This is a genomic window from Lebetimonas natsushimae (assembly GCF_002335445.1).
GTDB lineage: Bacteria > Campylobacterota > Campylobacteria > Campylobacterales > Nautiliaceae > Lebetimonas > Lebetimonas natsushimae.
In genome coordinates this window covers 1-21,991 of sequence record NZ_BDME01000002.1, presented here as the reverse complement: position 1 = coordinate 21,991, position 21,991 = coordinate 1, and the positions used below count along the sequence as shown (strand labels likewise).

Below are 21,991 nucleotides of genomic sequence, written 5' to 3'. Positions count from 1 at the left end.
GAAATGGTAAAAATTAGGGAAAACATAATAAATATATTAAAAAAAGGTGACATTCCATCATATGATTATATAAATTATTTTGATAAAGTAAGAAATATTAAATTTCAAAAAGATTCTTTTTTACAAAAAAATATTAACGCTCTTAAAAATTATTACAATGATGCAACAGAAGAAGAAAAGGCAATTATAAACAATGTAATTTTCATTTTAGAAATATTTAATTCGAAAAAAGATGCTCTAAAAGATTTTTTATTTAGAACGCTGCTTTTTAATCATAAAAAACTAAATACAAAAGATATATATTATGCGTTGGATTTTTTTAAAAACAGTCCTTCCGCCTTATCTCCGGATTTATTAATCGAAGTTTTAAAAGAAATACTCGAACCTCAATATTTTTTTTCTTTAGAAGCCAACAGAAGAAGAAGCGTTTTTATAAACATATTATATATTTGGCACAATCCAAATATCTTTGTAAAACTTTTTTGGCTGGAACAGCTTCCTATTTTTAAAAAATTATTAGATTTTGCAATGAAACAGAATTATATTGAAGATATAATGTATATTGAATTTTATATTTATCATTTTTATGGAAATTCATCCCAAACTATAAAAGAATGGGAAAAATTTAATGAAATGATTGAAAAACCTCTTAGTCAATATTTTAAAAACTGGGGATCAGAACATAAATTACCAAAACCATATAATTACAATAACAACAAAAAAAGAATTGCTTTTTTAATCGATAGATTAGTAACTACTTCTCCTTTAATAGTTGAATATTCATTATGGAAAACTTTAATGAAAAATAATGAATTTAGAGAAAATTATGAAATTTTTGTTTATTCAATGAATTATGTTGAAAAACAACCAGATGATAAATTATGGATTGAAGAATTAAAAAAATTAGGAATTACTGTTTATACCCCTCAATATAAATTTTATCAAGACGGTTATTTTTATAATCATTTAGAAAAAGCCCTTGATTTAAGAGAACAGATTTTAAAAGATAAAATTGATATATTAATATCTTTTTTCGGATATGCAATTCCCAATTTTTTATTTTCTACACGAACAGCCCCTAAACAAATATTTTGGTCTCACGGAAATTGCACAAGTGAAATTGAAAATATAGATTTAAGAATTAGTCATTTCCCCCAAGAATGTAAAAATTATGATTGGAAAATTTTTGATATTCAGATAGATGAAGAATTTTTAATAGGATCACAACAGAATCAAATTGAAGCAAAAAAAATTAAAGAAAAACTGTTGAAAAAATTTGGAAAAGATACTGTCATACTTGGAACTATTGGAAGATTTGTAAAAATAGACAGTAACGAATATATTAAATTAATTGCTGAAATTATGAAACAAAATCCAAATACAATTTATCTAGCGTGTGGACACGGAAATGAAAACAGCATAAAAGAAAAATTGAAAAAATATAATATTGATAAAAAAAGATTTATTTTCAACGGTATGGTAAATCCTCATGTATATGGTTGGGTAATTGATATTTGGCCTGACAGTTTTCCACTGGGTCAAGGAAAAAGTAAAGATGAATTTATTGCAAAAAAACGACCCGTGATTTTTCATATAAAAAGAAAAATAAAAAGTAATAAAAAAAATAAAGTTTTTATAGCAAATGACGATAAAGAATATATAGAAATGGTTACCGCTTTAATTAAAAATGCCAAAAAAAGAGAGGAAATAGGAAATTTAGAATATAAACAATGGTATGAAAATAAAAAAAATATTTTTTTAAAAATTATTAACAAATGAAAGGGATAATTCTAGCTGGAGGAAAAGGAACAAGACTATATCCTATAACAAAAGGAATATCCAAACATTTACTTCCTCTTTATAATAAACCAATGATATATTATCCACTTTCCATATTAATGTTAAGTAAGATCAAAGAAATATTAATTATTTCAAATTATGAATATATAAAAAATTACAAAAGAATCTTTAAAGATGGCAGTCAATTGGGATTAAAAATTAAATATGCAGTTCAGGAAGAAGCAAAAGGTATAGCAGAAGCATTTATTTTAGGTGAGCAATTTATAGAAAATAAAAATGTATGTTTAGTATTAGGTGATAATATTATTTACGGTCACGGTTTAATAGATTTATTAAATAATGCAAAAAAAAATGTTAAAAAAAACAATTCAGTAATTTTTGGATACAATGTAAACAACCCACAGGAATATGGAATAGTAGAATTTGATAAAAACGGAAAAGTAATAAGCATAGAAGAAAAGCCAAAAAATCCAAAAAGTAATTATGCGGTAGTAGGGCTTTATTTTTATCCAAATGATGTTATTAAAAAAGCTTACAATGTCAAACCAAGTGCCAGAGGTGAATTAGAAATTACTTCAATAAATGAAATGTATTTAAAAGAAAACAGATTAAAAGTAGAACTTCTGGGCAGAGGATATGCATGGTTTGATACAGGAACACATGACAGTTTACTTGATGCATCTAATTTTATAAGAACCATTGAAAAAAGAACAGGTTTAAAAGTTGCTTGTATAGAAGAAATTGCTTACAATAATAAATGGATAGATAGAAATCAACTTCAAAAATTAGCTAAAAAATTTGAAAAAACTGAATATGGAAAATATTTAATGGAAATCGCAGGAGATTAATGTTGAAAAACATTCTTATAACAGGTGGGGCTGGGTTTATAGGAAGCAATTTTATTCCGTATTTTTTGGAAAAATATCCTGAATATAAAATAATCAATTTAGATAAACTAACATATGCGGGAAATTTAGAAAATTTAAAAGAAGTGAAAAATAATCCAAGATATAAATTTATAAAAGGTGATATTTGCAACAGGGAATTAGTAGAATTCATTTTTGATGAATTTGATATAAAAAGTGTAATTCATTTTGCGGCAGAATCTCATGTAGATAATTCTATTAAAAATCCTGGTGTTTTTGTAGAGACAAATGTAAATGGTACTTATACATTAATAGATGTGGCTTATAAATATTGGATGGATGGACCTTTTAAATATAAAGAAGGATATGAAGATTGCAGGTTTCACCATATTTCCACTGATGAAGTATATGGAACTTTGCCGGAAGATCCTAATATACTCTTTACTGAAAAAACACCTTATGCTCCAAATTCACCATACAGTGCTAGTAAAGCAAGTTCTGATATGATTATCAGAAGTTATCATCACACATACGGAATGAATACAATTATTACAAATTGTTCAAACAATTATGGACCAAAACAACATGATGAAAAACTGATACCTACAATTATAAGAAATGCCCTGCAAGGCAACCCTATACCTATATACGGAGATGGTAAAAATATAAGAGATTGGCTTTATGTGTTAGATCACTGTAAAGGAATAGATTTAGCTTATCATAAAGGTAAAAATGGAGACACATATAATATTGGTGGAAGAAATGAGAGAACTAATATTTATATAGCAAATAAAATATGTGAGATATTAGATGAATTATATCCTATAAAAAAAAATTCAAAACTTAACACTCAACATTCAAAACTAAAAAGTTATAAGGAACTTATAACTTTTGTATCTGACAGACCTGGACATGATAGAAGATATGCAATAGATGCAAGTAAAATAGAAAATGAACTTGGCTGGAGAGCAGATGAAAATTTTGAAAGTGGTATTGTTAAGACTGTTAGGTGGTATTTGGAAAAATATAAATGATACTTCATATAATGGCTGATAGTTCAAAACATATAAATTATCCTTTTATCGAATTTGTTAATAATCATTTTGATAAAAATGAGCATTTTTTTATTCTTTGTAGTGCTGAAAAAAATATTTCAAAATTTGAAAATGCAATTACAAAAGATATTTTTACACAAGAAGAATTTTTTATTAAAAATATGAAAAAAGCAAAACAAATTATACTCCATGGTCTTTGGTATGATAAACTTTGCGAAATACTTTTAAATAATGAAAAATTTTTTGAAAAAACTTATTGGGTAATGTGGGGAGGAGATTTTTATTTTCCTGAAAAGCAAAGTGAAATAAAAAAAGAAACCATTAAACATATAAAATTTTTTGTTACAGAAAACAAATGGGATTATAAATATTTAATTAATAAATATTCTATTAAAGGAAAAAGAATAAATTGTTTTGCTTATCCTTCTAATATTTACAAAGAAATAAATACCAGATTAAAAAAAAAATCTATTATAAATATTCAAATTGGAAATTCTGCAGATCCTACTAATAATCATAAAGATATATTAAATAAACTTTATAAATATAAAAATAAAAATATTAGAGTATATGCTCCTTTATCTTATGGAGATACAATATATGCTGAAAAAATTATAAAATACGGTAAAAATCTTATGAAAAATAAATTTATACCCATTAAAAAAATTATACCTTTAAAAAATTATTTAAACTTTTTAAGCAACATTGATATAGCTATATTTGCTCATGAAAGGCAACAAGCATTTGGCAATATTATTACTTTATTAGGAATGGGTAAAAAAATCTATTTAAAACCTAATAACAGTTTATGGAAATACTTTCAAGAAAAAGAGATAATTGTGTATGATTACAATAATTTAGAAAATACATTATTTGAAAAAAAAGATTTATCTAAAAATGTAGAAATAATTAAATTTTATTTTTCCATTGAAAATTTAAAAGCGCAATGGGAAAATATTTTTATAATTTAAAAAAAGGCAATGTATGAAAAAATTAAAAATAGCATTTTTAGGAGGAGGCATAAATTCAGCAGTAGGTCAAGTTCACAGAATTGCAGTTGAAATGGATAAAAAATTTGAATTGGTAGCAGGATGCTTTAGTAAAAATGAAAAAATAAATTTACAAACAGCAAAAATTTATGATATTGATATTAAGAGATGTTATAACAGTTTAGAAGAGTTAATTAAATATGAAAAAAATAATATTGATGCAATATCAATATTAACTCCAATACCAAACCACAAAAATGAAATAATAAAATGTTTAGATAATAACATAAAAGTAATTTGTGAAAAAGCTATTGCTTTATCAGTGGAAGAAGCATCAGAAATAAAAAAAGCTTTAAAAAGAAATAATGGTTTTTTAGCTGTAATATATAATTATACTGGTTATCCAATGTTACGAGAATTAAAACATATGATAAAAAATAATAAATTAGGCAAAATTAATCAAATACATATCGAAATGCCTCAAGAAAGTTTTATTAAATTAAATAAAAACCCTCAAGATTGGCGCCTTAAAGATTATATTTTACCTACAATATATTTAGATTTAGCAAGTCATATACACAATATTATATATTTTTTAATAGAAGAAAAACCTTTAGAAATTATTGCAATTAATAATAACTTCGGCAATTTTAATGTTATAGATAATACTATAGCTATAATTAATTATACTGGTAATGTCGTTTCAAATATTTGGTTTAGTAAATCAGCTATTGGTCATAGAAATGGTCTAAAAGTAAGGGTATATGGAGAAAAAGGTTCTGCAACATGGTATCAAATGAAACCTGAAAATTTATATTTTTGCGATAATACAGGAAATAAATTTATTATTGATAGAGAAAGTCCAAATGCAATAATTTCTAAAAAAAAGAGATACAACAGATTCAAAGCAGGTCATCCTATTGGATTTATAGAAGCTTTTGCAAATTATTATTGCGATATTTATGATTCAATATTACATAATCAATTGAACGAATATGTTTTTGGAATAGAGGAAGCTATTGAAGGGCTTAAATTATTAACTGCTATGAATAAATCAAGTAAAAATAAAAAATGGGAAAATATACAATGAAATTTTCTATAATTATTCCAACATATAATTCTGAAAAAACTATTGCTAGAAGTATAATTAGTGTTTTAAATCAAACATATAATAACTTAGAAATAATAATAGTTGATGATTGTTCAATCGATAATACTTTAAATATAGTAAAAAATATAAAAGATTATAGAATAAAAATTTATAAAACCAACATAAATTCAGGTCCTGGTATTGCAAGAAATATTGGAATAGAAAAATCTGAAGGAGATTGGATATTATTTTTAGACAGTGACGATGAATTAGAAAATTTTGCTATTTCTGAATTACATAATTTTATAAAAGAAAATAATCTAAAAAATAACGATATTATTGCTTATAATTGGAAATTTATTAATAAAAATATTCAAAAATTTGAAGGACGATATGATTTTAATAGTTTAAAAAAAGAAAAAATTGAATTAATTAAAGATTTTATCTCATTGGGTATGGATGGATCAGTTATTTATACATTATTTCCAACCTATTTATTAAAGTACAATAACATTAAATTTGAAAATGGATATCATGAAGATATTTATTTTATATTTCAAGCATATGTAAAAGCGCAAAAAATACATATTTTAGATAAAAAAATATACAAAAAGTTCAATAGAAGCAACTCTATTATTAATACAATTTCAAAAAAACATATTGATGACTATTTTAAATCATTTATAAAAATATATGAATTTCTAAAAAAAGAAAAAATTTTTTCACAAAATATAAAAAAACATTATATTATAGGCATAATTAATATAATAGCAGTAGAAATTTTAAATATATACAGAAATTGTGTTAAAGAAACAGAACAAATAAAACTTTATAAATATTTATATGAAAAAATACTGCAAGTTGAATCTTTATTATCTATAAATTTGAAAAAGAAAATACAAACAATACACAAAAATACAAAATATTTTATGATTGTAAATTATTTTTTAAATAACATTGATAAGCAAATAACAAAAATAAATAAATTTCTAAAAGATATTTCTAAAAAAAGTTGGAGTTGTTATGACCTGCATAATTCATTATTTTTATCTTACAATGAAATAAGAACATGCTGTAAAAGATTTTTTGATAATGGAAAAATGAAAGGGGATATTGTCTTATTAAATGCAAACAAAGAAAATATTACTCCTGAGAATATTTTAAAAGCTAAACAAAATTTATATTATAAAATAAATCGAGATGAAGCTGAAGAATGTAAAAATTGCCCATTTTTAGAATTTAAAGAGTGGGGATATATTGATAAATTAAATGTTGAACATTTATCATTAGAATATCATTCAATTTGTAATATGAAATGTATATATTGCAGTGAAATTTATTACGGTGGAGAAAAACCAAAATATAATGTTAAACAATTAATACAAGGACTATATGAAAATAATTCTTTAAAAAAGATAAAATCAATAGTTTGGGGCGGTGGAGAGCCTACATTAGATAAAAATTTTTTAGAAATTTTAAATTTTATTATAAAAAAATTTCCTAAAATTAAACCAATAATTATCACAAATGCAACTAAATATGTACCAGAAATTTGTAATTTTCTAAAAGAAAATAAAATACGAATTACTACAAGCATTGATGCTGGAATAGAAAAAACATTTTTTTATATTAGAAATAGTAAATCTTTTTATAAAATTTTTAATAATTTACAAAAATATAGTAAATGCGATAACGATGGAAATATAACTATAAAATATATCATCCTAGATGAAAACAAAGATTTAAATAATATAAAAAATTTTGTAAACTTAATAAATAAATATAATTTAATAAAAAATAACTTTCAAATTAGTTTTAATTTTAAAAAAGAAATTGTTGATATTGATTCGATTGTAGCTATAATTATTTTATATACTCTATTAAAACAACATGGAGCTAATATAGTATTTTTAGATGATCTTTTAAGACAACGATTAAAAATTGATGATAATAAATATAATGAATTAATTAAAAAATTAAAAAACTATGGTTATGATGAGTTTTTATTCAACCCTAATTTATATAAAAAAGTAATTATATGGGGAGCAGGAGTACAAACAAAACAATTATTAACAAATTCATATTTGATAAAAAAAACAGAAATAGCATATATTGTTGATGACACTTCATCAAAAATTGGTAAAAATTTTTTCGGATATCCCGTTTATAGTTCAAATAAGTTAGTAGACGACAATTATCCAATAATTATTTCAGCTTCTCAAAATACGCCTTTAATTATAAAAAAATTTAATAAATTGGGAATAAATAAAAATAGATTAATTGAAAAAGTTATCATATGAAAAAAATGTTAATTTTGGGTGGAAGTCATGCTGAAATTCCTATAATTCAAGTAGCAAAAGAATTAGGTTATTTTGTTATTACAACCGGTAACAAAGAAACCGATATCGGACATAAATTTTCTGATAAATATATAAAAGAAGATTACTCCAATAAAGAAGCTATGTTAAATTTAGTTAAAAATTTAAAAATAGATGAGATATGTCCTGGAAGTAATGATTTTGCAGCTTTATCGGCTTCATATATTTCAGATAAATTAAATATAGGCAATTTTGATAATTATAAAGTTTCTCAAATTATTCATAATAAAGATCTTTTTAAAAAATTTGCAAATGAAAACAATATACCTATTCCAAAAGCAAAAGGTTTTTCTAATTTTAATTCAGCAATAAATGAAATAAAAAATTTCAAATTCCCTATAATAATAAAACCTGTAGATCTAAGTGGTGGAAAAGGTGTTACAAAAATTGATAAATTTAATATAAAAGAAATTAAAAAATCTTTAGAAGAAGCTTTTAACAAATCAAAAGCAAAAAGAATTATTATTGAAGAATTTATTGAAGGTACAAATCATGGTTTTACAGCTATTATAAAAAACAAAAAAATAATTTTTTATTTTTGTGATGATGAATATTATTATAAAAATAAATATTTAGTAGCAGGGGCTTCTACTTCTTTAACAATAAACCGCAAAATAACAAGACAATTAATTACCAATATTGAAAAAATTGCAAAATTATTAAACTTAAAAGATGGAATTATTCATACTCAGTTTATTTTAAAAAATGACGAAATCTATATAATAGAAGTTTGTAGGAGAATTCCTGGCGATTTATATCTTGAATTAGTTGAATATGCAACAGATATAAATTACGCTGAATTAATTTTAAAAAGTTTTATAGGCAAAAAAATTAATAATCCAGTAAATAAAAATAATAATTTAATTACTCGCCATTGTTTAATGACTAATAAAAATGGAATATTAGCAGATATTATATTTGATAAAACCATAAAAAAAAATATAATAAAAAAATTCATATGGGGTAAAAAAGGGGATATTATTAACGATTATTTAACATATAAAGCTGGAATAGTGTTTTTAAAATATAAAACAAAAGAAGAAATGAAAGAAAAAATTAATATAATTTATGACTTAATAAAATTAAAAGTAAAATAAATGAGCTATCAAATACCATTTAATAAACCTTGCTATACAGGAAACGAAGATAAATATATTTTAGAAGCTATAAAAAGTAATAAAATTTCTGGAGATGGGAAATTTTCTAAAAAGTGTCAAAAATGGTTTGAGGAAAAGCTTAAATGTAAAAAAGCTTTATTAACTCCATCATGCACTCATGCACTTGAAATGGCCGCAATTCTCATAGATATAAAACCCGGCGATGAAGTTATTATACCATCATATACTTTTGTTTCTACTGCCAATGCTTTTGTATTAAGAGGCGCAAAAATAGTCTTTGTTGATATTAGACCTGATACTATGAATATAGATGAAACTAAAATAGAGGCATCAATTACAGAAAAAACGAAAGCTATAGTACCTGTTCATTATGCTGGAGTTGGTTGTGAAATGGATATTATAATGAAAATTGCTGATAAATATAATTTGTTTGTAATAGAAGATGCAGCTCAGGGAATGATGAGTAATTATAAAAATAAACCTCTGGGAACAATTGGGCACTTAGGGTGTTATAGTTTTCATGAAACAAAAAATTATACAAGTGGAGGAGAAGGTGGACTTTTAATTATCAATGACGAAAAATTTATAAAAAGAGCTGAAATTATTAGAGAAAAAGGAACAAATAGAAATGCATTTTTTAGAGGTGAAGTTGATAAATATACCTGGATCGATATTGGAAGTAGTTATTTAATGAATGAAATTAGTGCTGCATATTTATATGCCCAGCTTGAAAAAGCTAATGAAATAAATAATTATAGATTAAAAATTTGGCAAAAATATTATGACGGATTAAAAGAATTGGAAAAAAAAGGTTATATTCAGTTACCTATTGTCCCAAAAGAATGTAATCATAATGCCCATATGTTTTATATTAAGACTAAAGATTTAAAAATCAGAACAAAACTTTTAAAATTTTTTAAAGAAAGAGGGATTTTTGCTACTTTTCATTACATACCTCTACATTCTTCTCCTGCAGGTAAAAAATACGGTAAATTTGGAGGAAAAGATATATATACTACAAAAGAAAGTGAAAAAATTATTAGATTACCCTTATTTTATGGATTAAAAGAAAAAGAAATATCATATATAATCAATACTATTAAAAAATTTTTTATATAATTTTAATATTTAAATAAATAAGGCATTAACTAATGAATATTGCATTAATAGGCTGTGGTCGTATTAGTAAAAAACATATAGAAGCTATTAAAAAAAATAATTTGAATTTAGTTGCAGTTTGTGATATTGACTTAAACAAAGCAAAAAAAATAGGAGTTCCTTATTATAAAGATTATAATGAAATGCTCAAAAAAGAAAAAATAGATATTGTTTCAATTTTAACTCCAAGTGGAATGCATTATAAACATGCTCTTGATGTAATAGAACATAAAAAACACTTAATAATAGAAAAACCAATGACCTTAAGATATTTTGAAGCTGAAAATTTAGTAAAACTAGCTAAAAAAGTGGGTACAAAACTTTTTACTGTAAAACAAAACCGTTTTAACTTACCCATAAAAAAAATCAAAGAAAGTAAAAATAAATTAGGTAAAATTTTTTTAGCCACGACAAGAGTTAGATGGTCAAGAACACAAGAATATTACAATATGGACAACTGGAGAGGAACTTGGGAATATGATGGAGGTGTAATTTCAAATCAAGCGATACATCATTTGGATTTATTAATTTATCTTGTGGGAGATATAGAAAGTGTGTATGCTAAAAGTATTAATGCTTTTGCAAAAATTGAAACAGAAGATACTGCGGTCGCTACATTAAAATTTAAAAATGGAGCTGTTGGTACATTTGAAGCTACAACCGCTACAAGACCAAAAGATATTGAAGGCAGTATTTCATTGCTTGGAAATAAAGGAATGGTGGAAATCGGTGGATTTGCGGCTAATAAAATTGTAAAATGGGAACTAGATGAACAAATAGATATAAAAAAATATTCTCAAAATCCTGAAAATGTTTATGGATTTGGACACATGGAATTTTATAAAGATGTTATTGAATCAATTGAAGATAATAAAAAAGGTATATGTGAAATGGAAGAGGGAATAAAATCCATTAAAGTTATGAATGCAATGTATGAAAGCATTGCAACCAATAAAGAAATTTTTATTGATAATTTAAAATTGGAAAAAGCAAAGATTGGTAAATGATTTGGATTGATATTGCAACTCCAAAATATGCTCATTTTTTTGCAAGATTAATCCCATATTTAAATGATGTATTAATTACTGCAAGATATTCTGCAAATTATATAGAAGTAAAAGAAATTTTAGATAATTATAATTTAGAATACTATTTAACAGGAAATTATGGTGGAAGTAGTAAAAAAGAAAAATTTTTAGCAAGAACAAAAAGACAAAAAGCATTTTTAGATTTATTTGAAAAAATAGGTTATCCTAAATTACTAATTAGTGGAAGTGTAGTTGACAGTACTCAATTGGCTTATGGCTTAGGTATAAAAATTATAAATTTTAATGATACTCCAATTTCCCTACAACCGAATTATAAAACAATACATAATGATTTAACACCTGTTTCGAGACTTACAATTCCATTTAGCGATATAGTATATTATCCTTTTGTATTACCAAAAGAGTTATTTATTTGTGCCAAAAATGCAATAAGTTATAATTTTATTGATATATGTTTATGGATGAAAGAGATAAAAAAAGAAGAAAAAAATGATTTTAGAGATAAATTCAATATTCCTAAAAATAAACCTACAATATTAATAAGAGAAGAAGAATATAAAGCCCATTATGTAAAAGAAAAAAAAGATTTTATTTATAATTTAATTAAACAACTACAGAATGAAAATTTTAATATTGTAATTATTCCACGATACGAAAGTGATTATTTAAAAAAAGAATTTCCTTTTGCTTATACGATTGAAGAAAAATTAAAACCTGAAGAATTTTATCCTTTTATAGATTTTTTTATTGGTGGCGGTGGGACTATGACACTTGAAGCGGTTTATTATGGAATTCCTACTATTTCAATGAGATCCATTTGGCTTATTCATGATAAATATTTAATAGATAATAATTTAATGTTTTGGACAAATGATATAAATGAGGCTTATAAATATATTAAAAAAAATATCAATAAAAAATTTAATAATAAAAAATATTTTTGTAAAGAAAAATGCAGTTTAGAAAAAATTGCGAATCAAATAAAGGAATTTTATGAAAATAAATGTATATAATTCTCAAATAAGAGACATTATTATCGGAGAAAATGTTACAATAATAGAGCCTTCAAATCTTTATGAATGTATTTTAGAAGATAATGTGTTTGTTGGCCCTTTTTGTGAAATTCAAAAAGGTGTAAAAATAGGTAAAAATACGAGAATTCAATCTCACAGCTTTATCTGCGAATTAGTGACTATTGGAAAAAATTGTTTTGTTGGTCATGGAGTAATGTTTGTAAACGATTTATTTAAAGAAGGAAAACCTGCAGGAGATCCTAAATTATGGAAAAAAACCATTATTGAAGATAATGTATCAATTGGAAGTAATGCAACAATTTTACCTGTTAAAATCTGTTCAAATGTAGTAATAGGCGCAGGAAGTGTAGTTACAAAAGATATAACAGAAAGTGGCATATATGCAGGAAATCCTGCAAAAAAAATAAGGAATTTATAAAGAATCTTTTAAAGATTCTGAAATAAGTAGTTGTTATTTTAGGAGAAAACATGAAAATATCTCTCATAGGTTACGGTTATTGGGGAAGAAACATTGCGAGGACTTTAAAAGAATTAGATATTAAAATAGAAACAATTTTTGATTTGGACAAAAATCAAATAAATGAAGCTAAAAAACTTTATAAATTCAAAGAATATTCTTCTTTAGAAGAAATTTTAAAAAATTCTAATATTGTTTTTATAGCAACCCCTCCATCAACTCATTATATAATAGCAAAAAAAGCACTTGAATTTAATACCCATATTTTTGTAGAAAAACCTTTTACATTAAATCTAAAAGAAGCTTACGAATTAATTGAAATTGCTGAAAAGAAAAATCTAAAATATATGGTAGATCATGTTTTCATTTATTCTGAGCCTGTAAAATTTTTAAAAAACAATCTAGCTTCTTTTGGAGACATTTTTTATATAAATTCAAGAAGAATAAATCTTGGACTCTTTCAATATGCAACTGATGTTATTTGGGATTTGGCAGTACATGATTTAAGCATAATTGATTATTTAGTAGGATTAGATATAAAAAAAGTTAATGTATTTAAGAAAAAATATAAAAATTTTCCAAATGAAGCAATTGCAAACATAAATTTAGAATTAAAAAACGATATTTTAATAGGAATAAATGTTTCTTGGCTAAGTCCTGTTAAAGTTAGAGAAATGATAATTGGGGGGACAAAAAAAACGGCTTTATACGATGATACAGCAGAGAAAAAAATAAAACTCTTTAATGCTGGAGTAATGCTTGAAACAAGTAAATACGAAGCAATGAAATATTTAGTAAAATATAATTATGGCGATATAGAAATACCAAATTTACCAAATAAAATGAGTTTATCAAATGCAATAAGCCATTTTATAGATTGTGTAAAAAATAATAAAACTCCAATAACAGATAAAAAATCTATTTTACCTGTTATTGAAGCATTAGAAATTATAAGCAAGGTGTAAAATGATTAAATTTTTGGATCTAAAAAAACAATATAATACAATAAAAAATGAAATTGATAATGCCATTTTTAAAGTAATTGAAGATTCCGCGTTTGTAGGTGGAAAATATACGCAAGAATTTGAACAAAATTTTGCTAAATATATTGGAATTAAGCATGCACTCGGTGTAGGAAACGGAACAGATGCACTTGAAATTGCTTTATGGGCTCTTAATTTACCAAAAAATTCGGAGGTTTTGATCCCAGCTAATACTTTTATAGCAACGGCCGAGTCTGTTACCAGAAATAACTTAAGAGTTAAATTTGTAGATTGCAATAAATATTATCAAATTAATACTAAATCAGTTGAAGAAAATATTACCAAAAACACCTCAGCAATAATTGCTGTTCATTTATACGGACATCCTGCAAATATGAAAAAAATTCAAGAAATTGCTAAAAAACATAATTTAAAAGTCATTGAAGACTGTGCCCAAGCTCACGGAGCTGAATTAGACGGCATTAAAGTTGGAAATTTTAGCGATGTAGCTACATTTAGTTTTTATCCTGGAAAAAATCTTGGAGCCTATGGAGATGGCGGCTGTATTGTTACAAATAATGAAGATTTAGCAAAAAAAATAAGAATGTATTCAAACCATGGAAGAAGTGAAAAATATTTACATGAATTTGAGGGTAGAAATTCTCGTCTTGATGGAATTCAGGCTGCAGTTTTAAATGTAAAACTAAAATATTTAGATAACTGGATTGAAAAAAGAAATCAAATTGCCAAAAGATATTTAAATGAAATCAAAAATCCTAAAATAAAACTTCCCAAAGTAATAAATAATATAAAACACGCTTGGCATCTTTTTGTAATACAAGTTGAAAATCGAAAAGAATTTATTAATTATATGAAAAAGAACAATATTCAAACTGGTATTCATTATCCTATAGCATTACCTAAACTAAAAGCCTACAAATATTTAAATTTTGACTGTACAAATTATAAAGCATGCAAAGAAAATAAATATTTAGTTTCAATTCCAATAGGAGAACATTTAGAAAAAGAAGAAGTCGATTTTATAATTGAAACTATCAATAAATATTAATCTCCTATCATTTCCCAAGTAAGTCTTTCCCCTCTTTCCAAATCTTTGCAGGCTTTTTTTCCAAGAATTTGAGGCAGATATTTTGGATGAAGCCCGTATCCTGGCCTAATTGCACGAATATTATCTTTTGTAAACCTTTCACCTTTTTTTATATCCTTTACAACATATAAACTTCTTGCAAATTCTTTTCCTTTTTTAGGCTTAAAATCGACAACTCCTATCATCTCTTCAACTTCCCTTATGGCTTTTACCATTTCTCTAAATTCTTTTGGAGTCAGACTAAATTCTTTATCAGGCGAATCAATAGATTTATCCAAAATAAAATGCTTCTCAACTATCCTGGCCCCAAGCGTAACCGCAGCAACCGGTGCTGAAATACCAAGGGTATGGTCTGAAAATCCGACAATAACATCAAAAATTTCTTTTAAAGCAGGAATAGTTTTTAAATTTACTTCGCTTCTTGGTGCAGGATATGCAGAAGTACATTTAAGCAAAGCTATATCAATATTATATTTTTGAGCCATATCAACTGCATTTTGAATATCTTCAAATTCAGCGATTCCGGTTGAAACAATTATAGGCTTACCTTTACTCGCAGCATATTCCACTAATTCATAATCAGTTATTTCAAATGATGCTATTTTATAAGCAGATGGATTAAACTGTTCCAAAAAATCAACCGCCTCTTTACTAAAAGGAGAGCTGAATATTTCCAAATTCAAACTTCTTGCATAATTAAAAAGTTCTTCATGCCATTCGAGAGGAGTCATTGCCTCTTTATATAATTCATATAAATTTTTACCATCCCATAAAGTCCCACCTTTAATTAAAAAATCGTTTTTTTTAGAGTTTATTGTCATCCAATCAGGTGTATATGTCTGAAGTTTAATGGCATCAGCCCCTGATTCTTTTGCTGCATAAACTGTATCTTTTGCTGTTTGTAAGGAATGATCATGATTTGCTGAAAGTTCTGCTATTATAAAAACTTTTTTTTGGGTATCAATTTTTCCTATTTTCATATTTTTCCTTTAATTAAATATAAAATTTTTCTTATTTCATTCGGTTTTAAAATTTTAATATGTTTTCTTTTTAAATATTTTACAAGTTCTTTTTGATTATCGGCAACTTCAATTGCAACAAAAGGTAAATTCATAAAAAGCGCCTCATAACTAATTCCACTTGGCGTAATTATTCCAAATTTACTTTTCGACATGCCCATTGCAACGTCCTCATTTATATGAAGTTTGACCCATTTGTTTACTTTACAAAATTTTTTTATTTTTTCTATATTTTTATTTGCAGAAGTGATATACAAATTTACAGTAAGTTTTTTAATTTTTAAAATTTTTAAAATTTTTAACGTTAATTCTTTAGCATCACTTCCCCCTAGTGAAATAAAAATACCCTCTTTTTTTAATCTCTTTTTTTTAGCAACAAAAAATTCTTTTCTGATTAATGGTTTTATAATTTTTACAATTTCTGGTTTTTCATATTTTTCTATTTTTACTCCTAAATTATGATTTAAAACTTCGTCACAAAAATGTTTTGCATAAAAATCATCAAACACAGAAAGTTTTATTTGGGGAAATAATTTTTTAAATTCTTTTTCATTTTCATAAGTAAAATTATAGTTATCAATAATAACCCATTCGGGATTAATTTTTTTTACCTGTTTAAAAAACTCTTCTTCCGAAGATACTTTCAGAGTTGATAATTTTGTTAGATTTTCATCACACTTTTTACAAACAATCAAAGGATTTTCTATATTATATCTTTGGACAAATACTTCTATCCTTTTTAAATGACCAAGCCCTATCTCACTTGAAAAATCAACTCTTAAAATTGTCACAGTAAACCTTATACATAAGCTCAGCCCTTATAAAATCCTCTATAGTATCAATATCCTGGACTAAATATCTTGGTATTATTATGGGAATAGAATCTTTTCCAAAAAATATTTCATTACTTTTACATCTTAATTTTTTCCAATAAAACTGTCCTGCATCATGATATGCTTCTTCTAAATCCTGACTTCTTTTAGAATAATTTTCAGGCCAAAACATTTCACATCTATTATTTGTAATTCTAAAACTCCTCCATATTGGATAATCAAAAGTTGTAGCACTAAATGCATAACAGGCATCACTGTTTTTTAATTTTTCATAAGCTTCTTTTAAATATTTTATTTCGAGCATTGGGGCTGTTGGATATATCATACAGGCATATTTATATTTTCCGTTTTTGTTAAGTTCATTTATTGCATGTTCAAAAACTTCATCGCTCCCTGCATAATCATCTGCAAGTTCTTTTGGACGCCATAAAATTTCAGCTCCATATATTTTAGAAATTTCAGCAATTTCTTTATTATCGGTAGAAACAACAATTTTTTCAAATAAATTACTATCTTTGGCTTTCTTTATAGAATAACTGATTAAAGGCTCTCCACAAAAAATCTTTATATTTTTCTTAGGAATCCTTTTACTCCCTCCCCTTGCCGGTATTATGCATAAATTCATTCTATACCTTTAATTTTTCTAAATTCTTTATAATCAAAATCTTTTTTCCTACCACTTCTTATTATTTCAAGAGCATTTTCAAATCCTTCATTAAAAAGCAAATCAATTATTCCCATATATGGTAAAAATTCACCATATAATTGATTATAAATAGGATGCTCATAATTGTGATAAAAAAGTTTTATTCCATTTTTTATAAATTCACCTCCGGGAGTCTTAGCTTCAATATACTCTGCAGAACCTTGTGGTGAAAGATAAATATTTGCATTTAACTTTTTACATATTTTTACTAACCTTTCATCTTTTTGTCCTAAAACATTTAGTTCAGAACTTTTTATAGTTTTAGTTGTTATTCCTATAATTTCTTTTATATTTTCAATAAAATTAATATTAAAATTTCCTAAAACATTAAAATCATTTAAAATTAATTTCTTTACAAAAGGAAACACAATATCATAAAATTTAGATTTTCTATAATTTTGTTCAATAGATTTTATATGCTTTTTTCTCCAATTAGTCTCTTTTATTTCAGCATTATTTATTAAAGTCTTTTTGCTACTTGTTTTTATATTGATAGGTATAGTAAGAAACATTTCACTATTTGAAGCCTTAATTCTATTTCTTACATGCCAGCTACCTTTTACTAATTTCACATCATCTAAATAAACAAATATATCTACTTTATCCATCAAATCAAAATACCCTAGCCAAGGATTATATGTTGGTTGCATAATTGCTATTTTCACTTTAAAACCTCAAAAAGTTTTTTAATTACATAATTTTGCTCTTTTTCACTTAAAGAATAATAAAGAGGAATTGAAAAAGCCTCTTCATAATATTTATACATTTGAGGCAGATTCTCACTACCATATCCCAGCTTTTTATAATAAGGCTGTTTGTTTATTGGTATGTAATGAAGCTGTAGATAAATTCCATCTTCTCTTAATTTATAAAAAAATTCAGCTTTTGTAATATTAAGTCTACTAAAATCAACTCTTACCACATATAAATGATAAGCTGAAAATTCATTAAATTTATAAAGCGGTTTTATTATTGTATTTTCAAAAGCTTCATCATATCTTTTCGCTAAAAAATGCTTTTTTTCTATAAATTTATCCAGTTTTTTAAGCTGACTGATACCAAGTGCACACTGAATATCTGAAATTCGGTAATTAAATCCTAGTTCTTGCATTTCATAGTACCATGGATTTAAATTTCCTTTTTTATCATACGCCAAATCTTCATTTTCAAAATCACTTCTTATTATTCCGTGATTTCTAAGAATAAGAGCCTTTTTATAAATCTCTTCATTATTTGTAAGAACAGCCCCGCCTTCTCCAGTTGTTATATTTTTTACTGGATGAAATGAAAAAGTGGTAATATCACTAAATTTACAATCTCCAATTTTACTAATTTTCCCCTTTTCATTATCGATTTTCCATTTATATTTCGCTCCGATTGCATGAGAGGCGTCTTCTAAAATTTTAATTTCAGGATATTTTCTTCTGATAAAAGCCAATTTTTCCATATCAACGGGATTTCCTGAAAAATGGACTAAGAAAATCGCTTTTATCTTGCTTCCAAACTGATTAATGATATCTATACATTTATCTAAATCTATATTTCCATCTTCTTTAATATCAACAAATAAAGGATTTGCCCCCGCATATAAAATAGAATTGCTTGTAGCGACAAAAGAATTAGGAGTGGTTAAAACCAAATCTCCTTTATTAAGTAAAATAAGACTTGATATATGAAGTGCAGCTGTCCCGTTACTTACTGCTATCGCATATTTAGCATCTGTATAATCGCATATAGCATTTTCGAATTCTTTAACTTTTGGACCGGTTGTTAAAAAATCACTATTTAAAACTTCCAAAACAGCCTTTTTATCATCTTCATCTATAAACTGTCTTGAATAAGGTATCATTTTATAAATTCCTTTGAAAGTTCTAAAAACTCGTCTTTTTTTAACCACCAGTCATTAATATTAGAAGCGTATTCAAATCCAATCTCTTTTTCTATTCCTTTTTCTCCCAATTTATTAACAGTGTAATCAACAGGAGTATTAAACTGAATTGTTGGCTTTATTACAAAATAATCCTCAAATTCAATGCATCTGTCATCTTTTGTAATCATTACCTCATGAAGTTTTTCACCGGGTCTGATTCCAATCTCCTCCAATTCACATTCAGGACACAAAGATTTGGCAAGATCAACCATCTTCATTGAGGGAATTTTTGGTACAAATATTTCTCCACCCTGCATTCTTTCAAAATTTTTCAAAACAAAATTCACCCCCTGTTCAAGGGTAATTAAAAATCTTGTCATATCTTTATGGGTAATAGGAAGTTTTTTTCTACCTTCTTTTATCAACTTTACAAAAAAAGGCACCACACTGCCGCGTGAGCCTATTACATTACCGTATCTTACAACTGAAAACCTTGTTTTTCTTTTCCCGACCAAGTTATTAGCAGCTATAAAAAGTTTATCGCTTGCAAGCTTTGTAGCACCATATAAATTTATTGGAGCCGCCGCTTTATCAGTTGAGAGAGCTATTACTTTTTCCACTTCATTTTCTATTGCACACTCTATTACATTCTGTGCACCATTTATATTTGTTTTTATACATTCCATCGGATTATATTCAGCCACCGGTACATGTTTAAGTGCTGCAGAGTGTATTACATAATCCACACCTTCCATTGCTTTTTTAAGCCTGCTTTTATCCCTGACATCACCTATAAAATATCTCATACATTTATCGTTAAAAACTTGTGCCATTTCATACTGTTTTAGCTCATCTCTACTATAGATGATTATTTTATTAGGAGAATAGTTTTTTAAAATAATTTCGGTATATTTTTTACCAAAACTTCCAGTCCCACCCGTGATTAATATGTTTTTATTGTTAAACAAAGTAAACCTTTTTTTATCAAAAAAGCAATTTCTATTCCTCAATATGTTAAAATTATGTAAAAAAAGATAATGAAAAAAATTATTCTATTATTATTTTTTATTTTTTTAAATGCCCATCCTCTTAATATTACAAAAATGACACTAGATCTAAATAAAACTATACCTACTTTATATATGAGATTTGCTATTTTTAATATTCAAAAAGCTTTACATAAAGATAATATTTCTAAAAAAGAAATTCAATCTTATATTTTAAAACATATAAAAATAAATAATTGTAAAATTATGCCAGTTTCTACAAAAATAAAAAATGAAGTTATAATAGATAATTATTTTAAATTAAAATGTAAAAATATCAATAAAATATTTTTTAATATGTTTTTTGATATAGACAAAACACAGCAGGGAATAATGAAAATTATAGAAAAAAATTCAACAAAACTTATAGTATTCAATCCCAACAAAACTTCTTATATTTTAAAAAAACAACAAAATGAGTTTTTATCTTTTTTTAAAGAAGGAATTTTTCATATTTTGGAAGGGATAGATCATATATTTTTCTTACTAATGCTTATTATTTCTGTTTTATTGAAAAATTATAACTTAAAAAAGAGTTTAATAGAAATAATAGAAATTGCAACAGCATTTACAATTTCACATTCCATTACACTAAGCCTTAGTATGTTCAACATTGTAAATCCTCCTGAAAATTTAATAGAAGTTTTAATTGCCTGCACCATTCTTTTTGTAGCATTAAATAATTTATACTTTTGGATTAAAAGAGAATGGTTACTTGCTTTTTTATTTGGATTTATACACGGATTTGGATTTGCAAATGCGTTAAAAGAAATGAATGTCCAAAGTATAAACTTTGCAAAAGTTGTATTTGGTTTTAATTTGGGAGTGGAAATAGGTCAGATATGTATAATAAGTTTAATATTTCTTCCGTTATTCTATTTAAGAAAAACTAAAATTGTTAAATTTATTATCTATATAACAATTGTTCTTTCAATATTATGGATAATAGATAGAACTTTTAATTTACATTTTATGCCTTTTTAATAAATACTTATATAATAAAAATATAAATTAATAATAATTTAAAATAAAAAGGATTTTATAATTTACTATTTTTAATTCATTCTATTCTTCATTAAATATTTTACTTGTTATAAAATAAAATTTAATATGCAATCCTTTAAAAAGATTAATATAAAAAGAATTGTAAATTTTAATACATAAAACAATTGTTAATTAAAAAAGAAAATGAGTGAAGAAAATATCTGAAAAAGACACATATTTATTATGAATATAAAATTAAATAGAAAAAAACCAGCATAAGAGCAACGAAGAAATAATAAAAAGATAAAAGAAAAAAGACAAATGAAACAAATAGCGCCAGACACCTTTAATTAATAATAAAGTTAACATATAAAAGCTTAGCGGGGACCTACTTTCCCACACCCGAAAGGTGCAGTATCATCAGCGCTGGAGGGCTTAACTTCCTGGT

General features: G+C 25.1%; 20 protein-coding genes. 14 read left to right on the top strand and 6 right to left on the bottom strand.

What is annotated here, in order from left to right; translation table 11 throughout:
- Positions 1–3 precede the first annotated feature (3 nt).
- From LNAT_RS04595 to LNAT_RS04535, 13 genes are read left to right on the top strand one after another with little or no spacing between them, the layout of a single operon-like run.
- Complete coding sequence (locus LNAT_RS04595) at positions 4–1,779, top strand: hypothetical protein (RefSeq protein WP_096258835.1); 1,776 nt, start codon at positions 4–6, stop codon at positions 1,777–1,779.
- Positions 1,776–2,648, top strand: a complete 873-nt coding sequence (rfbA, locus tag LNAT_RS04590) for a glucose-1-phosphate thymidylyltransferase RfbA (RefSeq protein ID WP_096258833.1) — start codon at positions 1,776–1,778, stop codon at positions 2,646–2,648. Before LNAT_RS04595 ends, rfbA begins: the two co-directional genes overlap by 4 nt.
- Positions 2,648–3,700: a dTDP-glucose 4,6-dehydratase gene (gene rfbB, locus LNAT_RS04585; protein ID WP_096258831.1), complete on the top strand. Its 1,053-nt coding sequence runs from the start codon at positions 2,648–2,650 to the stop codon at positions 3,698–3,700. Before rfbA ends, rfbB begins: the two co-directional genes overlap by 1 nt.
- Complete coding sequence (locus LNAT_RS04580) at positions 3,697–4,692, top strand: TDP-N-acetylfucosamine:lipid II N-acetylfucosaminyltransferase family protein (RefSeq protein ID WP_096258829.1); 996 nt, start codon at positions 3,697–3,699, stop codon at positions 4,690–4,692. Before rfbB ends, LNAT_RS04580 begins: the two co-directional genes overlap by 4 nt.
- A 13-nt stretch (positions 4,693–4,705) precedes the next feature.
- Complete coding sequence (locus LNAT_RS04575) at positions 4,706–5,800, top strand: Gfo/Idh/MocA family protein (protein ID WP_096258827.1); 1,095 nt, start codon at positions 4,706–4,708, stop codon at positions 5,798–5,800.
- A complete protein-coding gene (locus LNAT_RS04570; protein ID WP_172413503.1) occupies positions 5,797–8,100 on the top strand; it encodes a glycosyltransferase in 2,304 nt (767 codons plus the stop codon). The genes LNAT_RS04575 and LNAT_RS04570 overlap by 4 nt, the downstream gene beginning before the upstream one ends.
- Positions 8,097–9,275, top strand: coding sequence for an ATP-grasp domain-containing protein (locus LNAT_RS04565; RefSeq protein ID WP_096258823.1), 1,179 nt, complete (start codon positions 8,097–8,099; stop codon positions 9,273–9,275). The genes LNAT_RS04570 and LNAT_RS04565 overlap by 4 nt, the downstream gene beginning before the upstream one ends.
- A complete protein-coding gene (gene rffA, locus LNAT_RS04560) occupies positions 9,276–10,415 on the top strand; it encodes a dTDP-4-amino-4,6-dideoxygalactose transaminase (RefSeq protein ID WP_096258821.1) in 1,140 nt (379 codons plus the stop codon).
- Between the two features lie 32 nt (positions 10,416–10,447).
- Entirely contained in the window at positions 10,448–11,461 is a 1,014-nt protein-coding gene (locus LNAT_RS04555) for a Gfo/Idh/MocA family protein (RefSeq protein ID WP_096258819.1), read from the top strand.
- Positions 11,458–12,516, top strand: a complete 1,059-nt coding sequence (locus LNAT_RS04550; protein ID WP_096258817.1) for a DUF354 domain-containing protein — start codon at positions 11,458–11,460, stop codon at positions 12,514–12,516. The genes LNAT_RS04555 and LNAT_RS04550 overlap by 4 nt, the downstream gene beginning before the upstream one ends.
- Positions 12,497–12,955 carry an acyltransferase gene (locus LNAT_RS04545; protein WP_096258815.1) on the top strand — a complete coding sequence of 153 codons (459 nt, stop codon included), beginning with the start codon at positions 12,497–12,499 and terminating at the stop codon, positions 12,953–12,955. Before LNAT_RS04550 ends, LNAT_RS04545 begins: the two co-directional genes overlap by 20 nt.
- A 50-nt stretch (positions 12,956–13,005) precedes the next feature.
- Positions 13,006–13,959, top strand: a complete 954-nt coding sequence (locus LNAT_RS04540) for a Gfo/Idh/MocA family protein (RefSeq protein ID WP_096258813.1) — start codon at positions 13,006–13,008, stop codon at positions 13,957–13,959.
- A gap of 1 nt (position 13,960) precedes the next feature.
- A complete protein-coding gene (locus tag LNAT_RS04535; protein WP_096258812.1) occupies positions 13,961–15,046 on the top strand; it encodes a DegT/DnrJ/EryC1/StrS family aminotransferase in 1,086 nt (361 codons plus the stop codon).
- Here the strand turns inward: LNAT_RS04535 and pseI are convergent.
- From pseI to pseB, 6 genes are read right to left on the bottom strand one after another with little or no spacing between them, the layout of a single operon-like run.
- On the bottom strand, positions 15,043–16,065 hold the full coding sequence (gene pseI / locus LNAT_RS04530; RefSeq protein WP_096258810.1) for a pseudaminic acid synthase: 1,023 nt from the start codon (positions 16,063–16,065) through the stop codon (positions 15,043–15,045). The two genes, LNAT_RS04535 and pseI, sit on opposite strands and share 4 nt — an antisense overlap.
- Entirely contained in the window at positions 16,062–16,895 is an 834-nt protein-coding gene (locus tag LNAT_RS04525) for a UDP-2,4-diacetamido-2,4,6-trideoxy-beta-L-altropyranose hydrolase (RefSeq protein ID WP_096258809.1), read from the bottom strand. The genes pseI and LNAT_RS04525 overlap by 4 nt, the downstream gene beginning before the upstream one ends.
- Positions 16,876–17,562: a pseudaminic acid cytidylyltransferase gene (gene pseF, locus LNAT_RS04520; protein ID WP_096258807.1), complete on the bottom strand. Its 687-nt coding sequence runs from the start codon at positions 17,560–17,562 to the stop codon at positions 16,876–16,878. The genes LNAT_RS04525 and pseF overlap by 20 nt, the downstream gene beginning before the upstream one ends.
- Positions 17,559–18,308 carry a WbqC family protein gene (locus LNAT_RS04515; protein ID WP_096258805.1) on the bottom strand — a complete coding sequence of 250 codons (750 nt, stop codon included), beginning with the start codon at positions 18,306–18,308 and terminating at the stop codon, positions 17,559–17,561. The genes pseF and LNAT_RS04515 overlap by 4 nt, the downstream gene beginning before the upstream one ends.
- A complete protein-coding gene (gene pseC, locus LNAT_RS04510) occupies positions 18,305–19,492 on the bottom strand; it encodes a UDP-4-amino-4,6-dideoxy-N-acetyl-beta-L-altrosamine transaminase (RefSeq protein WP_096258803.1) in 1,188 nt (395 codons plus the stop codon). Before pseC ends, LNAT_RS04515 begins: the two co-directional genes overlap by 4 nt.
- On the bottom strand, positions 19,489–20,481 hold the full coding sequence (gene pseB / locus LNAT_RS04505; protein ID WP_096258801.1) for a UDP-N-acetylglucosamine 4,6-dehydratase (inverting): 993 nt from the start codon (positions 20,479–20,481) through the stop codon (positions 19,489–19,491). Before pseB ends, pseC begins: the two co-directional genes overlap by 4 nt.
- A gap of 69 nt (positions 20,482–20,550) precedes the next feature.
- On the opposite strand from pseB, the gene LNAT_RS04500 reads away from it, so the two are divergent.
- Positions 20,551–21,543: a HupE/UreJ family protein gene (locus LNAT_RS04500; protein WP_096258800.1), complete on the top strand. Its 993-nt coding sequence runs from the start codon at positions 20,551–20,553 to the stop codon at positions 21,541–21,543.
- Positions 21,544–21,991: the final 448 nt, after the last annotated feature.